Origin of the sequence: Bradyrhizobium sp. NBAIM03 (genome assembly GCF_020194055.1) — a bacterium.
Taxonomy (GTDB): domain Bacteria; phylum Pseudomonadota; class Alphaproteobacteria; order Rhizobiales; family Xanthobacteraceae; genus Bradyrhizobium; species Bradyrhizobium yuanmingense.
On the sequence record NZ_JADYVS010000005.1, the window covers coordinates 222,107 to 247,341 of the forward strand.

Sequence of the window (25,235 nt, forward strand, 5' to 3'; positions counted from 1 at the left end):
ATCGACAGGAGACCATCATGAACCAGAATGGCCAGCCCCACAGCGGCGCCTGGGTGAGCTTCACCTACGCGTCCTTCGCAGCTTCCGCCTTCCTCGTCGCCATCGGCATCTTCTTCCTGCCGATCGACCTCTGGATGAAGGGTTATCTCACCATGGGCATCGTGATGATGATCCAGACCTGCGTCACCCTGACCAAGACCGTGCGCGACAATCATGAGAGCAGCCGCCTCGTGAACCGCATCGAGGATGCCAAGGCCGAGCGGCTGCTGATGGAGGTCTCCAAGGCGGCGTAAGGCGAACGGTCGCAGCGCGCGCTCTGGGGCGACAGGGGCGCGCGCGGCAGGCAGGGTGCATTGTGCTTCGCGTGCAGGTGCGATATGGCTCTCGCGCTTTCCAGAGGCGGAGACGAGCTTTGTCGAAACAATCCCTGCGCGAGGAGGCCGAGCGCCTGATCCGCGAATCGATGGAAAAGAAGACCATCGTGGTCAAGCAGGGCACGACCCGCATCGAGGCTGTCTGCGGCAAGTGCGGAGCGCCGAACCGGGTGCAGGCGGAGAAGGGCCAGACCCGCGTCAAGTTCGCCTGCAAGAACTGCGGGCATAAGCAAGAGACGTTGTAGGCGTCTTCGCCTCTACCCGGGTCGCTTCGGCGATGCGCAGCATCGTCTGCCGCGATCCGGGTGAGGGCCCTACGGCCTCTCCCTCACATCACCTGATGCACGTCGATCACGACGCGATCCGCATGGCGCGCCGCTGACGCCACGAAGATGTGCTCCATCAGCCAGCGGTATGTCTCGTGCCCGGTCTCGAACTTCGGCACGGTGCGGAAATAGATCAGCTTCGGATCGACCGGCTCGCCGCGCTTGAGCTTGTGCAACAGCTCGACCGGGCCGAAGCGCATACCCTTGTTCTCGACGTAGACGGTCGCACCGTCGTCGGTCTCGAAGGCGTATTTCGCTTCGAGATCGATCAACTCGTTGGGCCGGATGGTCTGGAAATCGGCGCCGAAGGGGAGCACCTTTCCGCTGACCGCGCCCGTCACCTCGCCGCCGATGATCGGAATGATGCGGCGGACGCCGATCCCGGTCTCGCCCGCGGTCACGACGTCGCCGATCCGCGCGGTGATGGTGAAGACGTATTTGGTTTCGAGGGTCGGTGTGGCCATCGCTTCACCTCTTAATTGACTATGACGAACGATACCGTGTCTTACCCTCCCCTGGAGGGGGAGGGTCGATCGCGCGGAGCGCGAGCGGGGTGGGGTGATCTCTCCACACGAACACTGTTGAAGGTGGAGAGACCGTCACCCCACCCCGTCTCACATCTCGCTGCGCTCCATGTGAGCCGACCCACGGGCGAGCTACGCTCGTCCCGGACCCCTCCAGGGGAGGGTAAGTGACGATCTTCGATCCGCTAATGCGCCATCATCCGGGTGGGCAGCCAGGTCGCCAGCAGCGGGAAGGCGATCAGGATCACCAGCCGCACCAGGTCCGTTGCCACGAACGGGATCACGCCCCTGAAGATCGTGGAGAACGAGACGTCCTTCACCACGCTCTTGATGACGAAGACGTTCATGCCGACCGGCGGATGGATCAGGCCGAGCTCGACGGTCATCACGATGATGATGCCGAACCAGATCGGGTCGAAGCCGAGATGCATGATCACCGGGAAGATGATCGGCACGGTCAGGATGATCATCGCCATGGCGTCCATCAGGCAGCCGAGCACGAGATACATCACCATGATCAGCGCCAGCACGCCGTAGGGGCCGAGGCCGAGCCCGGTGAGGAATTCCGTCACCTTCTGCGGCGTCTGCGTCACCGTGAGGAAATAGCCGAAGATCAAGGCGCCGATCAGCACGGTGAACACCGCAGCTGCGGTGCGCGTCGCCTGCAGCAGCGAGGCCAGCACCTTCTCGCGGTCGAGCCGGCCGGTCAGCACGCCGATGATGAAGGCGCCGGTCGCGCCAACGCCGCCGGCCTCGGTCGGCGTGAAGCGCGGCAGGAAGGGCAGGCCGTAGAGGCCGCCGATGACGAAGATGAACAGCAGCACCGGCGCCCAGATCTCCTTCAACCCGGCAAAGCGCTCGCGCCACGGCGTCACCTTGCCCTTGGGCAGGAAGTCGGGGCGGAAATAGCCGATCAGGAAGATCGTGATCATGTACATGGTCATCGCGAGCAGGCCCGGGATGATGCCGGCGATGAACAGCTTGCCGATGTCCTGCTCTGTGATGATGCCGTAGACCGCGAGGACGGTGGAGGGCGGCAGCATCGCCCCCAGCGTGCCGCCGGCCGCAATCACGCCGGTGGCGAAGGATTGCGGATAGCCGAAGCGCCGCATCTCGGGATAGGCGACGGCGGAGAAGGTCGCGGCGGTCGCGACCGAGGAGCCGCAGATCGCAGCAAAGCCGCCGCAGGCGCCGACGGTGGCAATGCCGAGTCCGCCGCGCAAATGTCCGACGAAACCGTTGGCGGCGCGGAACAGCTCGCGGCTCATGCCGGAATTGCTGACGAAGGAGCCCATCAGCAGGAACATCGGGATGACGCCGAAGGTGTAGTCCGTCACGGTCCGCATCGTGACCTGACCGACCATCTTCAGAGCCGGTGTCGAGCCCACGAGATAGCTGAAGCCGCACACGCCGACGAGGCCCATGGCCATGCCGACCGGCACGCGCAGCAGCATCAGGGCGAACAGGGAGACGAAGCCGATGACGGCGACGGCGTCGGTACTCATGGTCACTCCGTCACCTTGATCTTGGGTTCATGCATGTCTTCGGGATGGAAGATTAGCCGGTACGTGCGAATCGCGATCAACAGCACGGCGCAGACGTCGCCGATCCACGCGACGAGGAAGAATGGCCAGGTCGGCATGTGCAGGTCGTAGGTCTGGACGTTGTCGTTGTAGGTCAGCCGGACCTTGTCGAACAGCGTCCAGGTCTGGACGGTGACGACGAACAGCAGCACCAGGGTCGCGAACACGTCGATCCAGCGCTGATGGCGCGGCCCGACATTGCCCCAGACCAGGTCGACCGTGATGTGGGTGCCGCGATAGGAGGTTGCCGCGATGCCCCAGAAGATGAGGATGCCGAGCAGCATGCGGCCGATGTCGAAGCTGTCGGGAATCGAATAGTTCAGCGTGTTGCGCAAGAGCACCGACAGGAAGATGTCGAGCGCAACGATGCCGACGAAGCCGGCCGCGATCCATTCGATCGAGTCGATCACGCGATCCATCCAGGAGCGCTTCATGGGGAAAGGGTCCTTCCGACAAGTCCGTGGTGTCCCGCGACGGGGCTGCTCCCTCCCCCGCTTGCGGGGGAGGGTTGGGGAGAGGGTGCTTCCGCTGGGCGAGAACCCCCAAGAGGAGAGAGCCCTCACCCGCGCCTTCAGCGCGACCTCTCCCGCAAGCGGGAGAGGTGCAGTGACCGCGCGGCCGCTGCTGGGCGTCACTCCGCCAGCGCGTTGTACTTCTTCAGCGAGGCCTTGAGCTCGGCGAGCGCCGCATCGGGATCGGCACCGGCCTTCTTGGCGCCGTCGCCCCAGGTCTTGACCAGCGGCTCGGCGGCCTTCTTCCAGGCCGCGATCTGCTCGGGCGTCAGCTTGTAGACCTCATGGCTGGATTCCGCCTTCACCTTGGCGATGCCGGCGTCCTCGAACTTGCCCCAATGCTCGCCGACCGCGCCCGCCGCCTCGACCGTGCAGTTCTTGTCGATCGCGGCCTTCTGCTTGTCGGACATCGCGTTGTACTTGTCCTTGTTGATCACGAACACGAAGGTCGTGGTGTAGAGCGGCGCCTCCATGTCGTACTTGGTCACCTTGTCGATGCCGAACAGCACCAGGGAGCCCCATGGGAAGGTGACGCCGTCGGCAACGCCGCGCTCGATGATGTCGCGCACCTCCGGCGCCGAGGACTGCACGTTGGTGCCCCCGAGCGAGGTGACGAAGTTCGCCATGGTGGCGTGGGCGGGGCGGATCTTCAGGCCCTTGACGTCCTCAGGGTTGACGATCTTCTTGGTGCGGGAATGGAACGAGGAGGGCGAGTGGACGAAGGCGAGGCAGTATTTGACGTCCTTCATCTCCTTCTCGGCATATTTGCGATACCAGGCGTCGAGCCCCATCGAGCCGCCCTTGGCTTCCGAGATCAGGAACGGCAATTCTCCGGCGCCGATGATCGGGAAGCGGCCGGGCTGGTAGCCGGGATTGACATAGGTGACGTCGGCGATGCCGTCGCGCGCCATGTCGTAATGGTCGAAGGCCTTGCCGAGCTGCTGGGCCGGAAACACCTTGCCGGTAATGGTGCCGCCGGAATCCTTGTTCACCGCGGCCACCCAGTCTTCCAGCGATTTCTGCAGCGGATGCGAGGCCGGCACCCAGTGCGAGACCTTCAGTTCAAATGTCTTGTCCTGCGCGAACGCGGGGCTCACGCTTGCTGCCAGCAGCAAGGCCAGACAGGCTTTCCTCATCACGCGTCTCTCCCTTTTGCGACGGCGGGCTTCGTTGGCCCGGTCTCGTTAATTAACATGTTATCTAATTCGCCGGCGCGTTCAAGCCGGAACTGAGGCGCGCCGTGTCGCGCCATCTACGTCAGCCATGTTGCATGGATTTGTCGCTGCTCGGGCGACCACCGCTCTCCCTTTGCGCAAACGTTATATGGTATAATTATCGCCTGCGAGCCTTGGCCACAAGCAGGCTGCGACCAAAGCCTAACAGGGTCGGAAGGAGCATGTATTGCGGACAAAGGTCGCAATCGTCGGGCCGGCCCGTTGCGGCGACGGCGGGGGCTCGTTTCAAACGTCTGCACAAATTCCGTTTAAAGCTTTGTAGGTGATGCATTCGTCGCGTCATTCGCTTCCAATGTCGTCAAATCAATGAAGCGAGACCGCCATGACCCTCACCGACATCCCGGCCGGCTATGAGCCGCATTTCCGCAAAGCGCCGCTGACCGATCCCTGGGAGCCGCTCTATTCGAAGAAGACCGACACGGGCGTCACCGTCGGACTGCGCCTGGCGACCCCGCACACCAACGCCCGCGGACTGATCCATGGCGGGCTGATCGCGTCGCTCGCTGACGCCGCCATGGGCTACAGCTGCGCCCAGGCGACGGGCTGGACAACGTCGTTCGTCACCATCTCTCTGTCGGTCGACTATGTCGGCGCCGCCGAGATCGGCCAATGGCTCGCGGTCGAGGGCGAGGCGATCAAGACCGGGAACACGATCTGCTTCGCGCAGTGCCTGGTGAAGGCGGACGACGCCGTGATCGCGCGGGCCAGCGGCACGTTCCGGGTGGTGCCGAAGAAGGGGTGAGGCTCGTGAGGTGGGCCGCGATGTCGCCCCTTGCCCCGTCATTGCGCGCGTAGCGAAGCAATCCAGACTGCCACTGCGGAAAGATTCTGGATTGCTTCGCTTCGCTCGCAATGACGATATGGAGCTAACGGGGCGGGACACGCACTCACCCAAACCTCCACTCCGCCGTTTCCACCACGAGATCGACGAACGCGCGCACCTTGGCCGAGAGCAGGCGCGAGGTCGGGTAGACGATGTGGATCGGCAGCGCCGGCTGCTCGTACTGCGCCAGCATGATGTTCAGGCGTCCGCGCTTCAGGCCCTCGGCGGCCTGATAGGCCAGCACCCGCGTCACGCCGCCGCCGGCCTCGGCATATTGCAGGGCGGCGTCGGCGCTGTTGCTGATGAAGCGAGGCGACAGCGGCAGCCCGATATCGCGGCCGTCGCGCAGGAAACGCCATTCGGACCAGGGGCCGAACTGGATGGTCTGGTGCGTAGCAAGCGCCTCCGGCGTCTTCGGCTCGCCATGACGCTTCAAATAGCCGGGCGCGGCCACCACGATCCGCCGCATCTCGCCGACTTGGCGTGCGACAAGCGAGGAATCGGCGAGATGGCCGATCCGCACTGCGGCATCGACGGCGTCCTCGACGAGGTTGACGAGATGATCGGACAGCCGGAGCTCGGCGGCGACCTCCGGATAACGCTTGAGATAGGCGGTCATGACCGGCCCCACATGCAGCCGGCCGAAGCCGACCGGCGCCGACACGACAAGACGCCCGCTCGGCCGGTTGCGCTCCTCCCGCGCCGAGCCGTCGGCCTCCTCGACATCGGCGAGGATGCGCCGCGCGCGCTCCAGGTAGCGGGTGCCGACGTCGGTCAGCGTCACCTGCCGCGTGGTCCGCTGCAGCAGCCGCGCGCCGAGATGCTCCTCCAGCGCCGCGATCATCCGCGTCACCGCCGACGGTGACAGCCGCAGTTTGCGCGCGGCCGGCGCAAAGCCGCTGAGATCAGCGACCGTGACGAAGACGTGCATGGCTTCCAGGCGGTCCATGGACATTATTGCATATCTAGCAATGATGAAGTGTCAAGCTGCTCAATTGTTTTAAGCGTCGAAAGGCCCACATTGGGCGCTGAAGACGCAGCAATGCGCCGGAATTTCAGGAGATGTTCCGATGACGGCAGTTCACACCTATGCCAGCGACGTGGCCTTCTCGCCGGCGGTGAAGACGATCCAGGTGCGCAAGGGCTCGCGCGAGGCCTACGCGCGCAGCGAGCAGCGCGGCTGGCGCACCGAGGTCGACGACAATCTCGCGGCCTTCCTTGCCGACGCCAACAGCTTCTATTTCGCCACGGCCTCAGCCGACGGCCAGCCCTATATCCAGCACCGCGGCGGGCCCAAGGGCTTTCTCAAGGTGCTGGACAAGCAGACGCTCGCCTTCGCCGACTACGCCGGCAACCAGCAGTTCATCACGCAAGGGAATCTCTCGGAGAACCCCAAGGCCTACATCTTCGTGATGGACTACGCCCATCGTCGCCGTGTGAAGATCTGGGGTGAGGCGCGCGTGGTCGAGGACGACGAAGCGCTGACCACGTCACTGATGCCGAAAGGCTACCGCGCCCGGCCCGAGCAGGTGATCCTGTTCAAGATCGCAGCTTGGGACACCAACTGCCCGCAGCACATCCCGCAGAAATTCGACGCCGCCGATGTCGCAGCAGCGCTCGCGGCGCGGGATGCGAGGATCGCAGAGCTGGAGGCGCAGGTTGCGGCGCTGAAGGGGGAGAAGGCGGCCCCTTGAGCCGCCTCTTGCTTACCCTCCCCTGGAGGGGGAGGGTCGATCGCGCGCAGCGCGAGCGGGGTGGGGTGATCTCTCAACGCGGGCAGTTTACGACGTGGAGAGACCGTCACCCCACCCCGTCTCACATATCGCTGCGCTCTATGTGAGCCGACCCTCCCCCTCCAGGGGAGGGTAAGAGAAATCAAATCGCACTCGCGCCTTCGTGCTGGAAGCCGAGATAGCTCGCCGCGACGCGCTCGTTGGCGGCGATGTCGCTGGCCTTGCCGCTGAGCACGAACTCGCCGAGCTCCATCACATAGGCATGGTCCGCGATCTTCAGCGCGGCCTGCGCGTTCTGCTCGACCAGCAACACCGAGACCCCGGCGGCGCGGAGCTCGGTGACGATGCGGAAGATGTCGGCGACGATGATCGGGGCAAGGCCGAGGCTCGGCTCGTCCAGCATCAGGAGCTTCGGCTCGCCCATCAGCGCGCGGCCCATCGCGAGCATCTGCTGCTCGCCGCCGGAGAGCGTGCCGGCGAGCTGCTTGCGCCGCTCCTTCAGCCGCGGAAACAGCGCATAGACCCGTTCCATCGAGGTTTTGGCCTTGCTGCGCTCGATCCGGAACGCGCCGAGCTCGAGATTGTCCTCGACATTCATGGTCACGAACAATTCGCGATGCTCGGGAACGAGACCGAGCCCCATGGCGACACGGTCCTCGATGTCGAGCCGGGCGAGATCCTGCCCGGCAAAGGCGACCCGGCCCTTCAGCGGCAGGATGCCCATGACGGCCGAGAGCAGCGTGGTCTTGCCGGCGCCGTTGGCGCCGACGATGGTGACGATCTCGTTGCTGCCGACCTCGAGCGAGACCGAACGCACCGCCTCGACCTTGCCATAGGCGACATGCGCGTCGGTGACGGACAACAGCGTGCTCATGCCGCCACTCCGAGATAGGCCTTGATCACTTCGGGATTGGTCTTGATCGTCGCCGGCGTGCCTTCCGCGATCTTGGTGCCGAAATCGAGCACCACGATGCGGTCGGCGAGGTTCATCACGAAGCCCATGTCGTGCTCGACCAAAAGGACGGACATCCCGCCGTCGCGCAGCTCGCGGAGCAGCGCGGCGAGCCGCTGCTTTTCCATGTGGCGCAGGCCGGCGGCGGGCTCGTCGAGCAGCAACAGCATCGGATCGACGCAGAGCGCGCGGGCGATCTCGACGATGCGCTGCTGGCCGAGCGAGAGCGAGCCTGCCAGCTGGTGCATCTGCTCGGTGAGGCCGACGCGCTCGATCTGGCGGGCAGCCTCGGCGAGCAGCTTGGCTTCATCTGCGCGGTCGAGCCGCAGCATCGAGGAAACGGGTCCGGAATGGCCGCGCAAATGTGCGCCAATCGCGACGTTCTCCAGCACGGTCATGTCGGGGACGAGCTTGACGTGCTGGAAGGTCCTGCTGATACCGAGCTTGACGATCTCCTGCGGCGGCGCGTTGTCGACCTTCCTGCCGAGCACCGAGATCGAGCCGGCGGTTGCGGACAGCACGCCGGTGATCAGGTTGAAGGTCGTGCTCTTGCCGGCGCCGTTCGGGCCGATCAGTGCGACGATCTCGCGGGCTTGGACGTCGAACGAGACGTTATTCACGGCGACCACGCCGCCAAATTGCTTTCGCGCCTTCTCGACCTGAAGCAGGACGCCGGTCTCGGCAGGCGCGCGGGTGCGATGCTCCAGCTTCAGCGAGGTGTCCGGCTTCCTGCCGTCGGTGCGCTCGGGCAAGAACGACATCAGCCAGGGCCAGAGGCCGCCGGGCGCAAGCTGCAGCAGCGCCACCAGCATGATGCCGAACACGATGGTCTCGACCTGGCCGGAGCCCGGCAGGATCAGCGGCAGATAGCTCTGCAGCACCTCTTTCAGGATCACGACGATCGCCGCGCCCAGCACGCCGCCCCAGACATAGCCGGCGCCGCCGACCACTGCGATGAAGAGATATTCGATGCCCATATGCGCGCCGAACGGCGTCGGGTTCACGGCGCGCTGGAGATGGGCGTAGAGCCACCCGGACAGGCCGGCGAGCACCGCGGCGTGGATGAACACCAGCAGCTTTGCCCGCGGCGTGTGGACGCCGAACGCTTCGGCGGCGACATGGCCGCGGCGCAGCGCGCGGATGGCACGGCCGGTGCGGGAGTCCAAGAGGTTCATCGTCAGCAGGGCCGAGAGGATCACGGCGACCCAGATCGCGTAATAGATCGAGCCGGGCGAGAGCATCTTGAAGGCACCGATCGACAGCGGCGGGATCGCCGAGATGCCGTCGTTGCGTCCGAGAAACTCCAGCTTGCTGAACAGGTAGAACAGCCCGAGCCCCCAGGCGAGCGTGCCGAGCGGCAGATAATGCCCCGAGAGGCGCACGGTGATTAGCCCCAGCAGCACCGCGAGCGAGCCGCTGACCACGAGCGACAGCGGCAGCGTCAGCCAGGGCGACAGGCCATAGGCCGTCGTCAGCACGGCGGTGGTGTAGGCACCGAAACCGACGAAGGCGGCCTGCCCGAACGAGGTGAGGCCGCCGACGCCGGTCAGCAGCACGAGGCCCATCGCGACCAGCGCGGCAAGGCCGATATTGTCGAGCAGCACGATCCAGAACGGGGGCACGCCCGGGATGAGCGGGATCGCCGCCATGAGGATCGCAAAGACGAGGATGGGAAGCCGGCTCTGCATCGGGCTCAGTCCTTCTCTTCCTCGACCGCGGGCGCGGCGAGCGAGCGCAGCAGCAGCACGGGGATCAGCAGCATGAAGACGATCACCTCCTTGTAGTTGGAGGCATAGAAGGACGAGAACGCCTCGACGATGCCGACCACCAGCGCCGCGACGGCGGTGAGGGGATAGCTGACGAGGCCGCCGATGATCGCGGCAACGAAGCCCTTCAGCCCGATCAGGAAGCCGGAGTCGTAATACAGTGTCGTGATCGGCACGATCAGGATGCCGGAGAGTGCGCCGATCACGGAAGCCAGCAGGAAGGCGATCTGGCCCGACAGCGTGGTGCGGATGCCGGCAAGCCGCGCCCCGAGCCGGTTGACCGCGGTCGCGCGCAGCGCCTTGCCGTAGAGCGTCAGGCCGAAGAACAGCCAGAGCGCGACGATGAAGGCGATGGTGATGGCATAGACGGTGATGCTCTGGCCGGTGAAGCGCAATGCGCCGGCGGTGAAGGCGCCGGACAGCACGGCAGGCCCGCGCTGGCCTTCGGCGCCGAAGAACAACAGGCCAAGTCCCTGCAGCGCGAGATGGACGCCGACCGAGGCGATCAGCAGCACCAGCACCGAGGTGTGCGCCAGCGGCTGGAAGGCGATGCGATAGAGATAGAGGCCGATCATCGCCACGATCACCAGCGACAGCGCGATGCAGACTGCGACCGGCGGCTTCTGCGCGGCGAGCGACAGGGTCAGCGCCAACACGATCGCGGGCAGCACGACGTTGGCGATGAAGCTGCGGACGACCAGCCGCCCGTGCAGCGCCTTGCGCGCGACGAACAGGTCGAAGACGAAGGCGCCGATGCCGAGCGCCAGCGCCAGCTTTGCCGTGCCCGGCATCTGGCCGGCGGCCAGCGAGGCATAGGTCAGCGCGCCGTAGGTGACGAATTCGCCCTGGGGAATGAGGATGACCCGGGTGACGGCGAACACCAGCACCAGCGCCAGGCCGAGCAGCGCATAGATCGCGCCATTGGTGATGCCGTCCTGCACCAGGAACAGCATGATGGTGGTATTCAAGACCGGACGCTCCCCCTAATCCGGACCGGTCCCCTCGATTGCGGTGGACGGTCCGCTCACAGCCATTGAAAAACGCAGGCGATATTTGGTATGGTCCATAACAATTATCAAATATAACTTCAAGGGTGGGAACGACCCGCCCCGGAATTTAGCGGGATTACGAGCACGAGGCGATGACCGTTTCCAAAACCGCTGAAAAGTCCTCCGACAAGCCGGCCGACGCGGCCAAGGGCCGCAAGGAGGCAGGCGAGCCGCAGGCGGAGGCCCTCCAGCTCGGCGAGCTTTCCGAGCAGCTCGGCTATGTCCTGAAACGTGCGCAGCTCAAGGTGTTCGAGAATTTCCTGCGCTGCATGGCCTCGCTCCAGCTGACGCCGGCGCAGTTCTCGGTGCTGCTCCTGGTCGAGAAAAACCCCGGCCGTAACCAGACCGAGATCGCCTCCACGCTCGGCATCCTCAGGCCGAACTTCGTAGCCATGCTCGACAATCTGGAGAGCCGCGACCTCTGTGCGCGGATCCGCTCCACCAACGACCGCCGCTCGCACATCCTGGTCTTGACCGACAAGGGCAAGGCCGTGCTGGCGCGCGCCAAGAAGCTCGTCGCCACCAAGCACGAGGCCCGGCTGAACGATCTGCTCGGCCAGGCCAACCGCGAAGCCCTGATCGAGATGCTCGCGAAGATCGCTAACGAGTTTTGATGGTCCCCGCTGTCACCTCCCGTCATTGCGAGCGTAGCGAAGCAATCCAGAGTCCCTCCGCGGAAAGATTCTGGATTGCTTCGCTGCGCTCGCAATGACGTTGCAGGAGCCGGCGAACCTCAATCGACCAAAATCACCCGGATGTCGTTCACGTTGGTCAGCGTCGGGCCCGGCTGCAGCAGATCGCCCGTGGCCTCGAAAAACGTGGTCGCGTCGTTGTTGGCGAGATAGGCATGCGGCTCGAGCCCCAGCGCCTTCATCTTCGCGAACGTCGCCGCATCGATCAGCGCGCCGGCGGGGTCGGTCGGGTGGCCGGCGCCGCCATCGGCGCCGTCGGTGTCGCCGGCCAGCGCCGCGATGCCGGAAGTGTCCTTCAAGAGCGAGGCCAGCGCCAGCGCGTATTCCTGGTTCGGCCCGCCCCGCCCGTTGCCGCGCACGGTGACCGTGAGCTCGCCGCCGGAGAGGATCGCGACGCGCTTGCCCTGCTTACGTGCCTGAAGCGCCAGCCTGGCGTGATCGGCGGCGACCTCGCGCGCCTCGCCCTCGAGATCGGCACCGAGGTCGATGGCCTCGTAACCGGCCTCGCGCGCGAGCTTGACCGCGGCGTCGAGCGACTGCTTGGGCCGCGCGATCAGCTCGAAATGCGCGCGCGCAAAGGCGGCATCGCCCGGCTTGCAGCTCTCGTTGCCGGGATGGTCGAGCGCGCGCCGTACCGCATCGTCGATGTCGAGCTTGTATTTCGCGACGATCGCGCGCGCATCGGCCAGCGTGGTCGGATCGGGCACGGTGGGACCGGAGGCGATCGCGGACAGATCGTCATGCGGCACGTCGGAGATCGCGAGCGTCACGATCTCCGCGGCGTTGCTGCCGGCGCGGGCAAGACGGCCGCCCTTGATCCGCGACAGGTGCTTGCGCACGACGTTCATCTCGCCGATCGGCGCGCCCGAGCGCAGCAGTGCCTTGTTGACCGCCTGCTTCTGCGCGAAGCTGATGCCGTCCACCGGCGCGATCCAATTGGCCGAGCCGCCGCCGGTGAGCAGCACCAGCAGCAGATCGTCCGGCCCGGCCTCGCCCGCGAGCGCCAGCGTGTCGGCCGCGCCCTTCAGGCCCGCTTCGTCCGGCACGGGATGACCGGCCTCGACCACGCGGATGCGTCGCGTCGGAACGCCATAGCCGTGGCGCGTGGTGGCGATGCCGACGAGGCGCTCCGGCGCCAGTCCCAGCGCGTCGAGATAATGCCGCTCCGCGGCCGCGGCCATTGCGCCGGCGCCCTTGCCGGCGGCAAGACAGATCACGCGCCCCCTGGGGGCAGGCCGCAGGTGAGAGGCCAGCACCATGTTGGGATGGGCGGCGGCGACGGCGGCGTCGTAGAGCGCGCGGAGCAGGGGACGTCGGTCGGTCATGGACAATGGCCTTGCGCAGACTGGACTGGCGGCGAGGAGGTCGCCGCCATCTGCCTACCGCATCGTGTGCCGAAGCGTAAGCGCCTTCGCCGTCATTCGATTGTGCAATCGCGTGATCATAATTGCCACACAAGCAGAAGCCCCCTGCGCGATCAGCGCAGGGGGCTCGTTGTCCGGGCTTTTGAAGCTTCTAGCCGCCGGCGTCGGCGCTGATCACCTCGCCGAACAGGTCCCACTTGTCGCCCTTGAACTTCATCAGCTGCAGCGAGCTGATCGGTGCGAAGTCGTTCGGCCCGGTACTGATCTTGATGCCGGGCAGCAGCACTTCGGTGCGGAAGTCCTTCAGGCTCGCCGCCTGCTTCATGACGTTCTCGCGCGTGAGATTGTCGCCGCACTTCTTCAGCACCTCGACCAGCGTCTGCGCGACGCCGTAGCCGACGATGGTGCCGCCGTCGAGCTTGTCGCCCTCGGGGAAGTACTTCGTCATGAACTCCAGGAACGCCTTCATGCCGGCGTCGTCCTTCCACTGCGGATCGGAGACGTCCTTCAGATAGGCGGCCGAGATGATGTCCTGCGAATTCTCGAAGCCGGCGGGCTTGATTACGCTGCCGACCGAGGCCGAGACGTTGTTGAGGAAGTGGGTCGGCTTCCAGCCGATCTCGGAGATCTTCTTGATCGCCTGCGCCGCGAACTTCGGCGTGGTGATGTTGATGAAGACGTCGGCGCCGGTGGCTTTCAGCTTGACGATGTGGTTGTCGATGGTCGGCTCCGAAGTCTCGTAGCTTTCCTCCAGCACGATCATGCTCGCGGCCTTGGCCCCCAAGCCGTCCTTCAGGCCCTTCAGGTAATCCTTGCCGTAATCGTCGTTCTGGTAGAGCACGCCGATCTTGGCGTTCGGCATGGCCTTGAGGATGTATTTCGCGTAGATCTGCGTCTCGCTCTGGTAGTTGGGTTGCCAGCCCATGGTCCACGGGAAGTTCTGCGGATCGTTCCACTTGGTGGCGCCGGTGGCGACGAACAGCTGCGGCACCTTCTTCGAGTTCATGTATTTCTGGATCGCGGAGTTCGGCGGCGTGCCGAGCGAGTTGAAGACGAGCAGCACCTCGTCGCTCTCGACCAGCTTGCGCGCCTGCTCCACCGTCTTCGGCGGCGAGTAGGCGTCGTCGTAGGAGACGAAATTGATCTTGCGGCCGTTGATGCCGCCCTCTTCGTTGATCTTCTTGAAATAGGCGGCTTCGGTGCGACCGATGATGCCGTAGGCGGAGGCCGGTCCGCTGTAGGGCATGATGTTGCCGATCTTGATCTCGGTGTCAGTCGCACCGGTATCGTATTTCTTCTGGGCCGTTGCGGTTGAGGCCGAGGCCGCGATGAGCGCGAGCGCCAATGATGCGGCCGCAAGCTTGCCGGTGACAGCAGGCATTCCAATCTCCCTGTTTTTCTTTGTGTGTGCGTCCCTTTTCTTGTCTCGTTTTTCTTCGCGACGCGGCCGCAATTCAATACGATTTGCCTGAACGCTTCAAGGAAAAGCCCCTGCGGCATGGCCGCAGGGGCTGCGTCTTTACTCGATTTGGCTACATCTTGAGCAAGTGGTTAATGGTCAGCCGCCGACGTCGCCGCTCAGCACCTCGCCAAATGGCACCCAATGCTCGCCCTTGAACCGGATCAGTTGCAGCTGCGACAGCGGCGCGAAGTCGGTGGCCGAGGTGTTGACCTTGATGCCCGGCAACAGGCCCGCCGGCTCGAAGTCCTTGATGTTGGCGGCCTGCTTCATGATGTTTTCGCGGGTCAGATTGTCGCCGCAGGCCTTGAGCACGTGAACGAGGCCCTGGGCGACGATGTAGCCGTACATTACCGAGGCATCGGCGCGGTTCGCTTCCGGATAGTACTTATCCAGAAATTCGTTCCAGGCGATCATCGCCTTGTCGTTTTTCCACTGCGCGTCGGTGGGATCCTTGAAGTACTGCGACGAGATGATGTCCTGCGCGTTCTCGAAGCCGGCCGGCTTGATTACGCTGCCGATCGAGGCCGAGACGTTGTTGAGGAAGTGCAGCGGCTTCCAGCCGATCTCGGCGTTCTTCTTGATCGCCTGTGCCGCGAATTTCGGCGTCGTGATGTTGAAGAACACGTCGGCGTTGGTCGACTTCATCTTGACGATGTGGGAGTCGATGGTCGGCTCGGAGACTTCGTAGCTGTCCTCGATGACGATCATCGAGGCGGCCTTGGCTCCGAGCCCGTCCTTGAACCCCTTCAGATAGTCCTTGCCGTAATCGTCGTTCTGGTAGAGCACGGCGATCTTGGCGTTCGGATGGTTCTTCAGGATGTACTTGGCGTAGATGATCGACTCGATCTGGTAGTTGGGTTGCCAGCCCATCGTCCACGGGAAGGTCTGCGGGTCGTTCCACTTCGTGGCGCCGGTGGCGACGAACAGCTGCGGAACCTTCTTCTGGTTCATGTACTTCTGGATCGCCGAGTTCGGCGGGGTGCCGAGCGAGTTGAAGATCAGCAGCACCTCGTCGCTCTCGACCAGCTTGCGCGCCTGCTCCACGGTCTTCGGCGGGGAATAGGCGTCGTCATAGGTGATGAAGTTGATCTTGCGGCCGTTAATGCCGCCTTCTGCGTTGATCTTGCGGAAATAGGCCTCTTCGGTCTTGCCGATCACGCCGTAGGCGGACGCGGGACCGCTATAGGGCATGATGTTGCCGATCTTGATCTCCGTGTCGGATGCGCCGGTGTCGTATTTCTTCTGCGCGAGCGCTGTCGTGGACAGCGTGGCGGCTAGCACGAGGGCAGCCGAGAAGGCCCCCAATCGCACATGCATTGCAGGCATTTTGATCTCCCTGGACAGGATTGAATGTGTCGTTTGTTCTTATTGGGAGCGATCGTTGCGCGTCGCTCCGTCACGCATTCAATACCTATCCACGGCCGTCAGCAAGAAGAACGCCTGCACGGGCCTCGCGCAGGCGGCGATCTCGTCGAAGGCGGTGCTGAATATTCCGGCGCGTGAGATTCTTTTTGCGGGGCAAACTCACCGCTTGAGTTGCTTTACGAGAAAGCGGCTATTTTGAATTGCGTCGTTCAGTGGCTCATCTCGCTCGAGATGATGTCGCCGAACAGCTCCCATTTCCTGCCCTTGAAGCGCATCATCTGCAGCTGCTCGATCGGGGCGAAATCGTCGGGCGCGGTGTTGATCTTGATGCCTGGCAGCAGCGTGTCGGGTGCGAAGTCCTTCAGGCTGGCGGCCTGCTTCATGACGTTCTCGCGGGTGAGATCGTCGCCGCACATCTGCAGCACCTTCACGATGGTCTGTGCGGCGGCATAGCCGTACACGACGCCGGCATCGAGCTTGTTGGCCCTGGGCTCGTATTGCGCGAGGAAACTGTAGAACTTCTTCATGCCGTCGTCGGCATTCCACTGCGGGTCGGAGCCGTCCTTGGTGTAGGTCGCCGACAGGATGCCTTGCGAGACTTCAATGCCCGCCGGCTCCAATACGCCGCTGACCGAAGCCGAGACGTTGGAGATGATGTGCATCGGATGCCAGTTGATCTCCGCGGCTTTCTTGATTCCCTGCGCGGCGAATTTCTGGTTGGTGAGGCTGATGAAGATATCGGCGCCGGCCGCCTTCAGCTTCACGACTCGCTCGTCGATTGCGGGCTCGGACGTGTCGTAGGCCTCCTCCCGCACGATCATCGAAGCCTTGGCGCCGAGGCCCTCCTTCAACCCGTTTAGATAGTCCTTGCCGAAATCGTCGTTCTGGTAGAGCACGCCGATCTTTCCGTTTGGCTTCTCCTTCATGATGTATTTGGCATAGATCCGAGCCTCGCTGACGTAGCTCGGCTGCCAGCCCATGGTCCAGGGATATTGCTTGGGGTCGTTCCATTTCGAGGCGCCGCTCGCCACGAACAATTGCGGCACCTTCTTCTCGTTCATGTACTTGCGGATGGCGCTGTTGGTGGAGGTGCCGAGCGAGCCGAAGATCAGCAGCACGTTGTCGCTCTCGACCAGTTTTCGCGCCTGTTCCACCGTCTTCGGCGGCGAATAGCCGTCGTCATAGGAGATGAATCTGATCTTGCGGCCGTTGATGCCGCCCTCGGCATTGATCTTGTTGAAGTAGGCTTCCTCGGTCCTGCCGATCGCAGCATAGCCGGAGGCCGGACCGCTGTAGGGCATGATGTTACCGATCTTGATCTCGGTATCGGAGGCGCCGCTGTCGTATTTCTTCTGCGCCAGCGCCTCGCCGCTCATTGCAGTGCACAAGGCAAGCGCGGCCCAGAGCGTCGCAACCTGGGAACGAACGGCGGCCATTGCTCTCCTACCCCGGGATGGATCGATCGCATTGAACAAGATTGGCGCCTGTCGTCAACAAAAAGCCCCCGCGACTGTCCGCGGGGGCTCCTCGTCCTCGATCATCGCGTCACGCGTCACTCGGAGGCGACGTCACCGCTGATGATCTCGCCGAACAGTTCCCACTTCTCGCCCTTGAAGCGCATCATCTGCAGCTGCGCGATCGGAGCGAAGTCGGTGGCGCTGGTGTTGATCCTGACACCGGGCAGCAGCGTATCCGGAGCAAAGTCCTTCAACGAGGCGGCCTGCTTCATGATGTTGGCGCGGGTGAGATCGTCACCGCACATCTCCAGCACCTTGGCCAGCGTCGAGGCGGCGCCATAGCCATAAACCATGCTGGTGTCCGACTTGTCGGCACCCGGCATGTACTTGTCGACGAACTCGTTCCACTTCTTCATGCCGGGGTCGTTGGCCCATTGCGGATCCGTGGAGTCCTTGGCGTAGGCGGCCGACAGCACGCCCTGCGCGTTCTCGAAGCCGGCCGGCTTCATCACGCTACCGACCGAGATCGACACGTTGGTGAGGATCTGGAGCGGCTTCCAGCTGAGCTCGGCGGTCTTCTTGATGGTCTGGGCCGCGAACTTCGGCGTGGTGTAGATCAGGAGCACGTCGGGATTGGCGGCCTTGATCTTGACGATATGGCCGTCGATCGACGGCTCGGAGACCTCGTAGCTCTCCTCCATGACGATCATGGACGAGGCCTTGGCGCCGAGGCCGTCCTTGGTGCCCTTGAGGTAGTCTTTGCCGAAATCGTCGTTCTGGTAGAGGATTGCGATCTTGGCGTCCGGCTTCTCCTTCATCAGCCATTTCGCGTAGATCTGCGCTTCGCTCTGGTAGGAGGGCTGCCAGCCCATGGTCCAGGGGAAGTTCTTCGGGTCGTTCCACTTGGTGGCGCCGGTCGCGACGAAGAGCTGCGGGATCTTCTTGGAGTTGAGATACTTCTGGATCGCACTGTTCGAGGGCGTGCCGAGCGGGTTAAAAACGACCAGCACCTCGTCGCTCTCGACCAGCTTGCGAACCTGCTCGACAGCCTTCGGTGGCGAATAGCCGTCGTCATAGGTGACGAAGTTGATCTTGCGGCCGTTGATGCCGCCCTTGTCGTTGATCATCTTGAAATAGGCTTCTTCGGTCTTGCCGATGATGCCATAGGCCGACGCCGGACCGCTGTACGGCATGATGTTGCCGATCTTGATCTCGGTATCGGACGCGCCGGTGTCGTATTTCTTTTGGGCGAGTGCAGCGCCGGAGGTGAGAGTGATGGCCGCCGTTGCCGTGATCAGCGCGGCGGCTCGCAGTGTTCTTCCAAAATACAATTCGGTCTCCTTGGTTAATTCAACGGGTCTTCAGTTCTTCCTGAGCTTGCCGACGAGTTGCTGGCCCAGGATCGCGACCTGCCTTGCGCCATGCGGCACGAGGTAGATGACGAGGAACAGCAGCACGCCGAATACCGCGCCGGAGAGGCCCTTGGAGATGCTCTCCGCCATGTTCGGCACGAAGATGATGAAGGCCGCACCGACGAACGAGCCGGGCAGCCAGCCGACGCCGCCGACCACCATGCCGAGGAACAGCGAGATCGCGAGCGTGATGGTGTAGCTGTCGGGCGCGACGAATTGCACCGCGATGGCGCCGAGCGAGCCGGCAACGCCGGTGATGCCGGCGGACACGCCGAAAGCCAGCGTCTTGTACAGCGCGACGTTGACTCCCATCGAGGAGGCCGCGATCTCGTTGTCGCGGATCGCCATGAAGGCGCGGCCCGAGCGGGAACGCAACAGGTTCACCGAGAAGATGTAGATCGCGACCGTCACGGCGAGCGTGAAGTAGTACAGCCACATGTCCTGCGACATCGGCAGGCCGAACGGCGCGTCCGGCTTGGTGACGACGAGGCCCTGCACGCCGCCGGTCCAGTGCTCGAGGAAGTTCAGCTTGAGCAGCTGCGGCATCGCAGTCGCAAGCGCGAAGGTCGCGAGTGCGAGATAGATGCCGGACAGCCGCAGCGCCGGCTTGCCGAACAGGTAACCGAATCCGAAGCAAATCACGGCGGAGATCGGAATGGTCAGCGCGTAGTTGACGTTGGCATGTTCCATCAGCACCGCAGACACATAGGCGCCGACGGCGTAGAACGCGCTCTGGCCGAGCGAGAACTGGCCGCTTCCGCCGGTCAGGATGTTCAGCGCCAGCACCGCGAGCCCGTAGATCAGGAGCATCGTCATCTGGAAGATGATGAAGTTCTTGACGAACATCGGCACGATCAACAGCGCGGCCAGCACCACCAGCGAGGTGCCGGTGCCCAGCGTCATGGCCCGCTTCGGAACCGCCTCGACCGCCTCGTGGCCCTCAGCGACGACTTCTTCTGCTGCGCTCATGATCAAACTCGCTTGACGATATGCCGGCCGAACAGACCAGCGGGTTTGACGACCAGGACGGAGATGATCAGCGCGAGCGCGATCGGGAGTTTCAGCTCATTGCCGACGCCGGGAATGTAGGTACCGGCGAGATTCTCGAACACGCCGACCAGGAAGCCGCCGACCACGGCGCCGAACGGGCTCGACAGCCCGCCGAGCACCGCCGCGGCGAAGCCGTAGATCAGCACGCCGCCCATCATGTTCGGCTCGAGGAACACGACAGGCGCGATCAGCATGCCGGCGATCGAGCCGATCGCGGTCGCCATGCCCCAGCCGAGCGCGATCATCCAACTCGTGTTGATGCCGACGAGGCGGGCCGATTCGGGCACCGACGCTGCGGCTCGCATCGCAAGGCCGATGCGCGTGTACTGGAAGAAGAAATAGAGCGCGAGCAGCAGCGCCACGGTGACGCCGATCATGCCGGCCTGGTGCGTCGAGATCAGCTGGCTGCCGAGGAACGGTGCGGAGCCGAACGGGGTCGGATATTGCTTGATCGTGAAGTCCCAGATCAGGCCCGCCGAGGAGTTGATGATCGCAAACAGCGCGATGAAGCCGGCGACGTTGGTGAGCACCGGCGCCTTGACGAGCGGCTTGAACAGGATGCGCTCGATCGCGATGCCGGCAACGAAAGAAAATGCCAGCGTGATCAGGAAGGCAGCCCAATAAGACACGCCCCACTGCATCAGCTGCCATGAGATGAAGGTCGAGAACATCGCCATCTCGCCTTGCGCGAAGTTGAGATGGTCGATGGCCTGGTAGATCATGACCACGGCGAGCGCCATGCAGGCATAGATCGCCCCCGTGGCGATGCCGGCCAGGACCTGGTTGGTGAACAGCTCCATTGTGCCGGCTCCCTCAGTAACCCAGATAGGATTTGCGGATTTCTTCGTTGTTCGCGATGTCCTTGGCCTTGCCCGACATCACGATGCGCCCGGTCTCGATCACATAGGCCTGATCGGCGAGCTCGAGTGCGAGCTGGGCGTTCTGCTCGACCACCAGGATCGAGACCTTGTCCTCGCGGTTGATCTTGCCGAGGATGCCGAACAGGTCGCGCACCACCAGCGGCGCGAGGCCGAAGGAGGGCTCGTCGAGCAGCATCAGCCGCGGTCGCAGCATCAGCGCGCGGGCGACCGCGAGCATCTGCTGCTCGCCGCCGGAGAGCGTGCCGGCCTGCTGGGTATGGCGCTGCTTCAACACTGGGAAATGCGCGTACATGCGCTCGATGTCGGAGACGATGCCGGCGCGGTCCTTGCGGGTGATGGCCCCGAGCTGGAGATTCTCCTCCACCGTCATGTTGGTAAAGGTGCCGCGGCCCTGCGGCACGTGGGCGATGCCGAACCGCACGATGCTCTCGGTCGAACGGTTGTTCAGCGGCTTGCCTTCGAACTCGACGCCGCCGGTGGAGCGCACCATGTTGCAGATCGCGCGCAGTGTGGTGGTCTTGCCGGCGCCGTTGGCGCCCAGCAGCGTCACGAGCGAACCCTCGTTGAGCGAGAAGGACAGGCCATGGAGCGCCTGGACCTGGCCGTAATAAGCGCGCAGGTCCTTGACGTTGAGCAGTGGCGTCATTGATCCTTGCTCCCGAGATAGGCCTTGATGACGTCCGGGTCCGCCTGCACCTGGGCGGGCGTGCCTTCCGCGAGCTTCTTGCCGAAGTTCAGCGCGACAACGTGGTCGGCGATCGACATCACGAGGCCCATGTGATGCTCGACCAGGAGCACGGTCATATGGCGCTCGTCGCGGATTTTGCGGATGAGGTCGCCGAGTACATGAACTTCCTCGTGGTTGAGGCCGCCGGCGGGTTCGTCGAGCAGCAGGATCTTCGGATCGGCCGCCAGCGCACGCGCCAGCTCGACCCGCTTCTGCGTACCGAACGGTAGGCCGGACACGACGGTATGGGCGACGTCCTCGAGGTCGAGGTAAGCAAGGATCTCGTGCACCTTCTTGTTGATGCTGGTCTCGCTGCGCCGGACCCAGGCAAGCTTCAGGGAGTCGCTGATAATGTCGCTCGAGGTCTTCGAATGGGCGCCGACGCGGACGTTGTCCATCACCGAAAGGTTGGGAAACAGCGCCACGTTCTGGAAGGTGCGGCCGATGCCGATCTCGGCGATCCGGTGCGGCGGCCGCGTCAGGATGCTCACGCCGTCCATCAAGATGTCGCCGGACGACGGCTGGTACAGCCGCGACAGGCAGTTGAAGAGCGTGGTCTTGCCGGCGCCGTTCGGGCCGATCAATCCGAGGATGGCTCCCTTGTGCATGTCGAAGGACACGCCGTTGAGCGCGACGATGCCGCCGAACACGACGCTGACGTCGCGAACCGCGAGCAGGGGCGATGTACCCTGCGCGAGCTGTGCCTGCGTCATCTCGTCTCGCTCACGACGTACAGTGAGCGATGGGGCGATGCGAGCCGCTCCCGATGATGACAAAGGCTATCTGAATCCCTCGGCCACACGCGCAACTTTTCCTCCTGATTTCAGCTTTTTGCTGATGTCTTTTTTTGAATGCGGCATCAGACCCCCGAGCGCCGCCTCGATGTTCCTTACCATCGCTAAGAGACGCGGTCCAATGTCGTTGATCAAACGCTCTTCCGTGAAACGGAATGCGGGCGCGCCGCAATTGAATGCGTAAGGCCCGGTTCCGTCGTTGAGCTTGAGCGCGACGCCGGCGGCGCCGATGTCGTCGTGCCAATCGCCGACCGAAATCGCAAAGCCGTATTTCGCGACCGTCTCGCCGGAACGTTCCAAGCCCTCGCGCATCTTCGGCCAGCGGCTGCCGTAATGTTCGCGCAGGATGCGCGACACTTCGGCGCGACCTTCGTCATCGAGTGCCCAGAAATAGGCGCGGCCCATCGCGCTGGTTGCAATCGGCACGCGCGAGCCGACGTCAAGTTGAACGCCGACGGTCTCGCTGCCGCGGCTCTGCCCGAAATAGATCATGCTGTGGCGGTCACGGCCGCCGACGGCGACGGCGCCGCCGGTCGCGCGCATCACCTCTTCGCGGAACGGCTCGGACAAATGCCGAACGCCCAGATTGGCCAGCGCCGCGTAGCCGAGCGACATCGCTGCCGGGGCGAGCTGGTACTTCTCGAAGCGGGGAACCGGCGTCAGATAGCCAAGCTTGGTCAGCGTGTAGGTCAGCCGCGACACGGTGGGCTTGGGCAGATTGGTGCGGGACGCAATCTCCTGATTGCCCAGCAGGCCGTCATTGGGTTGGAACGCGCGCAATACTTCCAGTCCGCGGGAAAGCGCGACGACGAAATTCCGATCGGTCGCGGTCTTCTTTCCTGTACGCTTCATCCCTGATCTGCTTCTTGCGCGGAGTCGTTGACAACGTCCGTGCTTCAAAATAACCCTGCCGTCAAGATGCGGAATTAAATTCCGCAATGCGAAATCGAATAAAAGTAAATCCCCACCAAGGAGGGACACCGTGAGCGAAGTGGTCAAGCTTGAGCGTCATGATGAAGTCGGGATCGTCACGGTCAACAGCCCGCCGGTCAATGCGCTGAGTGCCGCAGTCCGAGGCGGGATCCTCGAGTGCATCAAGGCCGCGATTGCCGATCCCGCCATCAAGGGCATCGTGCTGACCTGCGCCGGTCGCACGTTCATTGCCGGTGCCGACATCACCGAGTTCGGCAAGCCGCCGAAGCCGCCCGCGCTCAACGACGTGCTGTCCGAGATCGAAAACTCGCCCAAGCCGGTCGTTGCCGCGATCCACGGCACCGCGCTCGGCGGCGGCCTCGAGGTCGCGCTGGCCTGCCATTTCCGCGTCGCGGTGAAAGAGGCCAAGCTCGGCCTGCCCGAGGTGAAGCTTGGACTTCTGCCCGGCGCCGGTGGCACCCAGCGCCTGCCCCGTGCGGTGGGCCCGGAGCTTGCGGTCAAGATGATCGTCGGCGGCGACCCGATCGGGGCGGCGGAGGCGCTGAAGAACGGCCTGATCGAGGAGATCGTCGAGGGCCCGGCCTCCGGCGGCGAGGCTTTCGTGCGCAAGCTGCTCGCGGAGAAGCGCCCGCTGCGCCGCCTGCGCGACGACGATTCCAAGCTCGCAGCCGCCAAGGCCGACCGCTCGATCTTTACCAATGCGGTCGCCGCCATGACCAAGAAGTCGCGCGGCCTCGAGGCGCCGTTCGCCGCCGCCGATGCCGTCGGCTACGCCATCGACCTGCCGTTCGACGAAGGCCTGAAGAAGGAGCGCGAGGGCTTCCTCAAGCTCGTCGCCAGCGACCAGTCCAAGGCGCAGCGCTACGCCTTCTTCGCCGAGCGCGAGGCCAACAAGATCGCCGGCGTTCCTGAAGGCACCAAGCCGCGGCCCGTGAACCGCGTCGCCATTCTCGGTGCCGGCACCATGGGCGGCGGCATCGCGATGTCCTTCGCCAATGCCGGCATTCCCGTCACCCTGATCGAGACCGGCGAGGAGCAGCTCAAGCGCGGCATGGGCATCATGCAGAAGAACTGGGAGGCGACCGCCGCGCGCGGCGGCATCCCGGCCGATGCGCCCGCCAAGCGCATGGCGCTGATCAACGGCGTCGTCGGCATCGAGAATGTCGGCGATGCCGATCTCGTCATCGAGGCCGTGTTCGAGACCATGGCGGTCAAGAAGGAGGTGTTCGGCAAGCTCGACCAGTACGCCAAGCCGGGCGCCGTGCTCGCCTCCAACACCTCGTATCTCAACATCGACGAGATCGCGAAGTCGACCAAGCGTCCGCAGGACGTGCTCGGCATGCACTTCTTCTCGCCGGCGAACGTCATGAAGCTGTGCGAGATCGTGCGCGCCGACAAGACCGCGCCGGATGCGCTGGTGACTGCGGTGACCATCGCGCGAAAAATCGCGAAGGTGCCGGCCGTGGTCGGCGTCTGCGATGGCTTCGTCGGCAACCGCATGCTGGCCCAGCGCGGCAAGCAGTCCGAGAAGCTGCTGTTCGAGGGCGCGCTGCCGCAACAGGTCGATGCCGTCGTCACCAAGTTCGGCATGCCGATGGGCCCGTTCGCGATGAGCGATCTCGCCGGCCTTGATATCGGCTGGCGCTCGCGGAAAGATCGCGGCATCAAGTCGGAGATCGCGGACGCGCTGTGCGAAGCCGGCCGCTTCGGCCAGAAGACCGGCAAGGGCTATTACAAGTACGAGCAGGGTTCTCGTGCGCCGCTGCCCGACCCCGATGTCGAGAAGCTGATTGACGAGACCTTGCTGCGTCTCGGCCGCAAGAAGCGCGTCGTCAGCGACGAGGAGATCCTCGAGCGCATGATGTATCCGATGATCAACGAGGGCGCGAAGATCCTGGAGGAGGGCATCGCCGCGCGTCCCAGCGACATCGACGTGGTCTGGCTCTACGGCTATGGCTGGCCGATCTATCGCGGCGGGCCGATGTTCTGGGCCGACAGCGTCGGCCTCAAGCACATCGCCGATCGTCTGGCCTTCTACGCCAAGGAGACCAACGACCCCAGCCTCGAGCCCGCCCCGCTGCTGAAGAAGCTCGCCGCGGAGGGCAAGACGTTCGCCTCGCTGGCTGCGGAGTCTAAAGCAGCGTGATCGGGGCTTCGTCCCAACCTTCGTCATTCCGGGATGCGCCGCAAGGCGCAGGCCCGGAATCCATAACCCCAGCTG

The 25,235-nt window shown here is 64.0% G+C and carries 25 protein-coding genes; 7 read left to right on the forward strand and 18 right to left on the reverse strand.

The annotated features are described in order from the left end of the window. The first annotated feature begins 17 nt into the window (after window positions 1-17). Together I6F21_RS09840 and I6F21_RS09845 are read left to right on the forward strand one after the other, a co-directional pair. A complete protein-coding gene (locus tag I6F21_RS09840) occupies window positions 18-293 on the forward strand; it encodes a YiaA/YiaB family inner membrane protein (RefSeq protein ID WP_035997898.1) in 276 nt (91 codons plus the stop codon). Window positions 294-412: 119 nt separating this feature from the next. Then, window positions 413-619 (forward strand): hypothetical protein, encoded by a 207-nt coding sequence (locus I6F21_RS09845; RefSeq protein WP_025033895.1) that lies wholly within the window; start codon window positions 413-415, stop codon window positions 617-619. A gap of 83 nt (window positions 620-702) precedes the next feature. Here I6F21_RS09845 and I6F21_RS09850 read toward each other — a convergent pair whose 3' ends face one another. From I6F21_RS09850 to I6F21_RS09865, 4 genes are all read right to left on the reverse strand, one after another. After that, complete coding sequence (locus I6F21_RS09850; RefSeq protein ID WP_225183096.1) at window positions 703-1,164, reverse strand: DUF3237 domain-containing protein; 462 nt, start codon at window positions 1,162-1,164, stop codon at window positions 703-705. A 245-nt stretch (window positions 1,165-1,409) separates the two neighbouring features. After that, entirely contained in the window at window positions 1,410-2,729 is a 1,320-nt protein-coding gene (locus tag I6F21_RS09855) for a TRAP transporter permease (RefSeq protein ID WP_225183097.1), read from the reverse strand. A 2-nt stretch (window positions 2,730-2,731) separates the two neighbouring features. Further along, window positions 2,732-3,241: a TRAP transporter small permease gene (locus I6F21_RS09860; RefSeq protein ID WP_225183098.1), complete on the reverse strand. Its 510-nt coding sequence runs from the start codon at window positions 3,239-3,241 to the stop codon at window positions 2,732-2,734. Between the two features lie 197 nt (window positions 3,242-3,438). After that, window positions 3,439-4,455 (reverse strand): TRAP transporter substrate-binding protein, encoded by a 1,017-nt coding sequence (locus I6F21_RS09865; RefSeq protein ID WP_225183099.1) that lies wholly within the window; start codon window positions 4,453-4,455, stop codon window positions 3,439-3,441. Window positions 4,456-4,876: 421 nt separating this feature from the next. On the opposite strand from I6F21_RS09865, the gene I6F21_RS09870 reads away from it, so the two are divergent. Further along, on the forward strand, window positions 4,877-5,296 hold the full coding sequence (locus I6F21_RS09870; protein WP_225183100.1) for a PaaI family thioesterase: 420 nt from the start codon (window positions 4,877-4,879) through the stop codon (window positions 5,294-5,296). Between the two features lie 145 nt (window positions 5,297-5,441). Here I6F21_RS09870 and I6F21_RS09875 read toward each other — a convergent pair whose 3' ends face one another. Continuing rightward, a complete protein-coding gene (locus I6F21_RS09875) occupies window positions 5,442-6,326 on the reverse strand; it encodes a LysR family transcriptional regulator (RefSeq protein WP_225183138.1) in 885 nt (294 codons plus the stop codon). 121 nt (window positions 6,327-6,447) lie between these two features. Between I6F21_RS09875 and I6F21_RS09880 the strand changes: the two genes are divergently transcribed. Further along, window positions 6,448-7,071, forward strand: a complete 624-nt coding sequence (locus I6F21_RS09880) for a pyridoxamine 5'-phosphate oxidase family protein (protein ID WP_225183101.1) — start codon at window positions 6,448-6,450, stop codon at window positions 7,069-7,071. A 181-nt stretch (window positions 7,072-7,252) separates the two neighbouring features. Here I6F21_RS09880 and I6F21_RS09885 read toward each other — a convergent pair whose 3' ends face one another. From I6F21_RS09885 to I6F21_RS09895, 3 genes are read right to left on the reverse strand one after another with little or no spacing between them, the layout of a single operon-like run. Further along, window positions 7,253-7,984, reverse strand: a complete 732-nt coding sequence (locus tag I6F21_RS09885) for an ABC transporter ATP-binding protein (RefSeq protein WP_225183102.1) — start codon at window positions 7,982-7,984, stop codon at window positions 7,253-7,255. Next, the gene (locus tag I6F21_RS09890) at window positions 7,981-9,750 is read right to left on the reverse strand and encodes a branched-chain amino acid ABC transporter ATP-binding protein/permease (protein ID WP_225183103.1); all 1,770 of its coding nucleotides are present in this window, start codon (window positions 9,748-9,750) and stop codon (window positions 7,981-7,983) included. The genes I6F21_RS09885 and I6F21_RS09890 overlap by 4 nt, the downstream gene beginning before the upstream one ends. Window positions 9,751-9,755: 5 nt before the next feature. Next, window positions 9,756-10,796 (reverse strand): branched-chain amino acid ABC transporter permease, encoded by a 1,041-nt coding sequence (locus tag I6F21_RS09895; RefSeq protein WP_035997923.1) that lies wholly within the window; start codon window positions 10,794-10,796, stop codon window positions 9,756-9,758. Between the two features lie 173 nt (window positions 10,797-10,969). Between I6F21_RS09895 and I6F21_RS09900 the strand changes: the two genes are divergently transcribed. Then, entirely contained in the window at window positions 10,970-11,491 is a 522-nt protein-coding gene (locus I6F21_RS09900) for a MarR family transcriptional regulator (RefSeq protein ID WP_035997926.1), read from the forward strand. A 119-nt stretch (window positions 11,492-11,610) separates the two neighbouring features. Here I6F21_RS09900 and I6F21_RS09905 read toward each other — a convergent pair whose 3' ends face one another. From I6F21_RS09905 to I6F21_RS09915, 3 genes are all read right to left on the reverse strand, one after another. Continuing rightward, on the reverse strand, window positions 11,611-12,894 hold the full coding sequence (locus tag I6F21_RS09905) for a glycerate kinase (RefSeq protein ID WP_225183104.1): 1,284 nt from the start codon (window positions 12,892-12,894) through the stop codon (window positions 11,611-11,613). Between the two features lie 190 nt (window positions 12,895-13,084). Then, a complete protein-coding gene (locus I6F21_RS09910; RefSeq protein WP_035997932.1) occupies window positions 13,085-14,314 on the reverse strand; it encodes an ABC transporter substrate-binding protein in 1,230 nt (409 codons plus the stop codon). A 177-nt stretch (window positions 14,315-14,491) separates the two neighbouring features. After that, complete coding sequence (locus I6F21_RS09915; protein ID WP_035997935.1) at window positions 14,492-15,721, reverse strand: ABC transporter substrate-binding protein; 1,230 nt, start codon at window positions 15,719-15,721, stop codon at window positions 14,492-14,494. A 55-nt stretch (window positions 15,722-15,776) separates the two neighbouring features. Between I6F21_RS09915 and I6F21_RS09920 the strand changes: the two genes are divergently transcribed. Then, window positions 15,777-15,959 carry a hypothetical protein gene (locus I6F21_RS09920; RefSeq protein WP_156447016.1) on the forward strand — a complete coding sequence of 61 codons (183 nt, stop codon included), beginning with the start codon at window positions 15,777-15,779 and terminating at the stop codon, window positions 15,957-15,959. A gap of 10 nt (window positions 15,960-15,969) precedes the next feature. Here I6F21_RS09920 and I6F21_RS09925 read toward each other — a convergent pair whose 3' ends face one another. The 7 genes from I6F21_RS09925 to I6F21_RS09955 form a co-directional block, all read right to left on the reverse strand. After that, complete coding sequence (locus I6F21_RS09925) at window positions 15,970-17,196, reverse strand: ABC transporter substrate-binding protein (RefSeq protein WP_109142407.1); 1,227 nt, start codon at window positions 17,194-17,196, stop codon at window positions 15,970-15,972. A 116-nt stretch (window positions 17,197-17,312) separates the two neighbouring features. Further along, window positions 17,313-18,548 carry an ABC transporter substrate-binding protein gene (locus tag I6F21_RS09930; protein WP_109142408.1) on the reverse strand — a complete coding sequence of 412 codons (1,236 nt, stop codon included), beginning with the start codon at window positions 18,546-18,548 and terminating at the stop codon, window positions 17,313-17,315. A 30-nt stretch (window positions 18,549-18,578) separates the two neighbouring features. Next, complete coding sequence (locus tag I6F21_RS09935; protein WP_036021517.1) at window positions 18,579-19,598, reverse strand: branched-chain amino acid ABC transporter permease; 1,020 nt, start codon at window positions 19,596-19,598, stop codon at window positions 18,579-18,581. A 2-nt stretch (window positions 19,599-19,600) separates the two neighbouring features. After that, a complete protein-coding gene (locus I6F21_RS09940; protein WP_035997949.1) occupies window positions 19,601-20,479 on the reverse strand; it encodes a branched-chain amino acid ABC transporter permease in 879 nt (292 codons plus the stop codon). A 13-nt stretch (window positions 20,480-20,492) separates the two neighbouring features. After that, the gene (locus tag I6F21_RS09945) at window positions 20,493-21,206 is read right to left on the reverse strand and encodes an ABC transporter ATP-binding protein (RefSeq protein WP_035997952.1); all 714 of its coding nucleotides are present in this window, start codon (window positions 21,204-21,206) and stop codon (window positions 20,493-20,495) included. Then, on the reverse strand, window positions 21,203-22,000 hold the full coding sequence (locus I6F21_RS09950; protein ID WP_035997955.1) for an ABC transporter ATP-binding protein: 798 nt from the start codon (window positions 21,998-22,000) through the stop codon (window positions 21,203-21,205). The genes I6F21_RS09945 and I6F21_RS09950 overlap by 4 nt, the downstream gene beginning before the upstream one ends. Before the next feature lie 66 nt (window positions 22,001-22,066). Beyond that, window positions 22,067-22,933, reverse strand: coding sequence for an IclR family transcriptional regulator (locus tag I6F21_RS09955; RefSeq protein WP_035997958.1), 867 nt, complete (start codon window positions 22,931-22,933; stop codon window positions 22,067-22,069). A gap of 130 nt (window positions 22,934-23,063) precedes the next feature. On the opposite strand from I6F21_RS09955, the gene I6F21_RS09960 reads away from it, so the two are divergent. After that, window positions 23,064-25,160 (forward strand): 3-hydroxyacyl-CoA dehydrogenase NAD-binding domain-containing protein, encoded by a 2,097-nt coding sequence (locus I6F21_RS09960; protein WP_225183105.1) that lies wholly within the window; start codon window positions 23,064-23,066, stop codon window positions 25,158-25,160. Window positions 25,161-25,235 lie beyond the last annotated feature (75 nt).

What these genes read in the sequence shown, in the direction of transcription:
- I6F21_RS09840 (WP_035997898.1), top strand. Translation starts at nt 18, where the DNA reads ATGAACCAGAATGGCCAGCCCCACAGCGGCGCCTGGGTGAGCTTCACC.
- I6F21_RS09850 (WP_225183096.1), bottom strand. Translation starts at nt 1,164, where the DNA reads ATGGCCACACCGACCCTCGAAACCAAATACGTCTTCACCATCACCGCG.
- I6F21_RS09855 (WP_225183097.1), bottom strand. Translation starts at nt 2,729, where the DNA reads ATGAGTACCGACGCCGTCGCCGTCATCGGCTTCGTCTCCCTGTTCGCC.
- I6F21_RS09860 (WP_225183098.1), bottom strand. Translation starts at nt 3,241, where the DNA reads ATGAAGCGCTCCTGGATGGATCGCGTGATCGACTCGATCGAATGGATC.
- I6F21_RS09865 (WP_225183099.1), bottom strand. Translation starts at nt 4,455, where the DNA reads ATGAGGAAAGCCTGTCTGGCCTTGCTGCTGGCAGCAAGCGTGAGCCCC.
- I6F21_RS09870 (WP_225183100.1), top strand. Translation starts at nt 4,877, where the DNA reads ATGACCCTCACCGACATCCCGGCCGGCTATGAGCCGCATTTCCGCAAA.
- I6F21_RS09875 (WP_225183138.1), bottom strand. Translation starts at nt 6,326, where the DNA reads ATGGACCGCCTGGAAGCCATGCACGTCTTCGTCACGGTCGCTGATCTC.
- I6F21_RS09880 (WP_225183101.1), top strand. Translation starts at nt 6,448, where the DNA reads ATGACGGCAGTTCACACCTATGCCAGCGACGTGGCCTTCTCGCCGGCG.
- I6F21_RS09885 (WP_225183102.1), bottom strand. Translation starts at nt 7,984, where the DNA reads ATGAGCACGCTGTTGTCCGTCACCGACGCGCATGTCGCCTATGGCAAG.
- I6F21_RS09890 (WP_225183103.1), bottom strand. Translation starts at nt 9,750, where the DNA reads ATGCAGAGCCGGCTTCCCATCCTCGTCTTTGCGATCCTCATGGCGGCG.
- I6F21_RS09900 (WP_035997926.1), top strand. Translation starts at nt 10,970, where the DNA reads ATGACCGTTTCCAAAACCGCTGAAAAGTCCTCCGACAAGCCGGCCGAC.
- I6F21_RS09905 (WP_225183104.1), bottom strand. Translation starts at nt 12,894, where the DNA reads ATGACCGACCGACGTCCCCTGCTCCGCGCGCTCTACGACGCCGCCGTC.
- I6F21_RS09910 (WP_035997932.1), bottom strand. Translation starts at nt 14,314, where the DNA reads ATGCCTGCTGTCACCGGCAAGCTTGCGGCCGCATCATTGGCGCTCGCG.
- I6F21_RS09915 (WP_035997935.1), bottom strand. Translation starts at nt 15,721, where the DNA reads ATGCCTGCAATGCATGTGCGATTGGGGGCCTTCTCGGCTGCCCTCGTG.
- I6F21_RS09925 (WP_109142407.1), bottom strand. Translation starts at nt 17,196, where the DNA reads ATGGCCGCCGTTCGTTCCCAGGTTGCGACGCTCTGGGCCGCGCTTGCC.
- I6F21_RS09935 (WP_036021517.1), bottom strand. Translation starts at nt 19,598, where the DNA reads ATGAGCGCAGCAGAAGAAGTCGTCGCTGAGGGCCACGAGGCGGTCGAG.
- I6F21_RS09940 (WP_035997949.1), bottom strand. Translation starts at nt 20,479, where the DNA reads ATGGAGCTGTTCACCAACCAGGTCCTGGCCGGCATCGCCACGGGGGCG.
- I6F21_RS09945 (WP_035997952.1), bottom strand. Translation starts at nt 21,206, where the DNA reads ATGACGCCACTGCTCAACGTCAAGGACCTGCGCGCTTATTACGGCCAG.
- I6F21_RS09950 (WP_035997955.1), bottom strand. Translation starts at nt 22,000, where the DNA reads ATGACGCAGGCACAGCTCGCGCAGGGTACATCGCCCCTGCTCGCGGTT.
- I6F21_RS09955 (WP_035997958.1), bottom strand. Translation starts at nt 22,933, where the DNA reads ATGAAGCGTACAGGAAAGAAGACCGCGACCGATCGGAATTTCGTCGTC.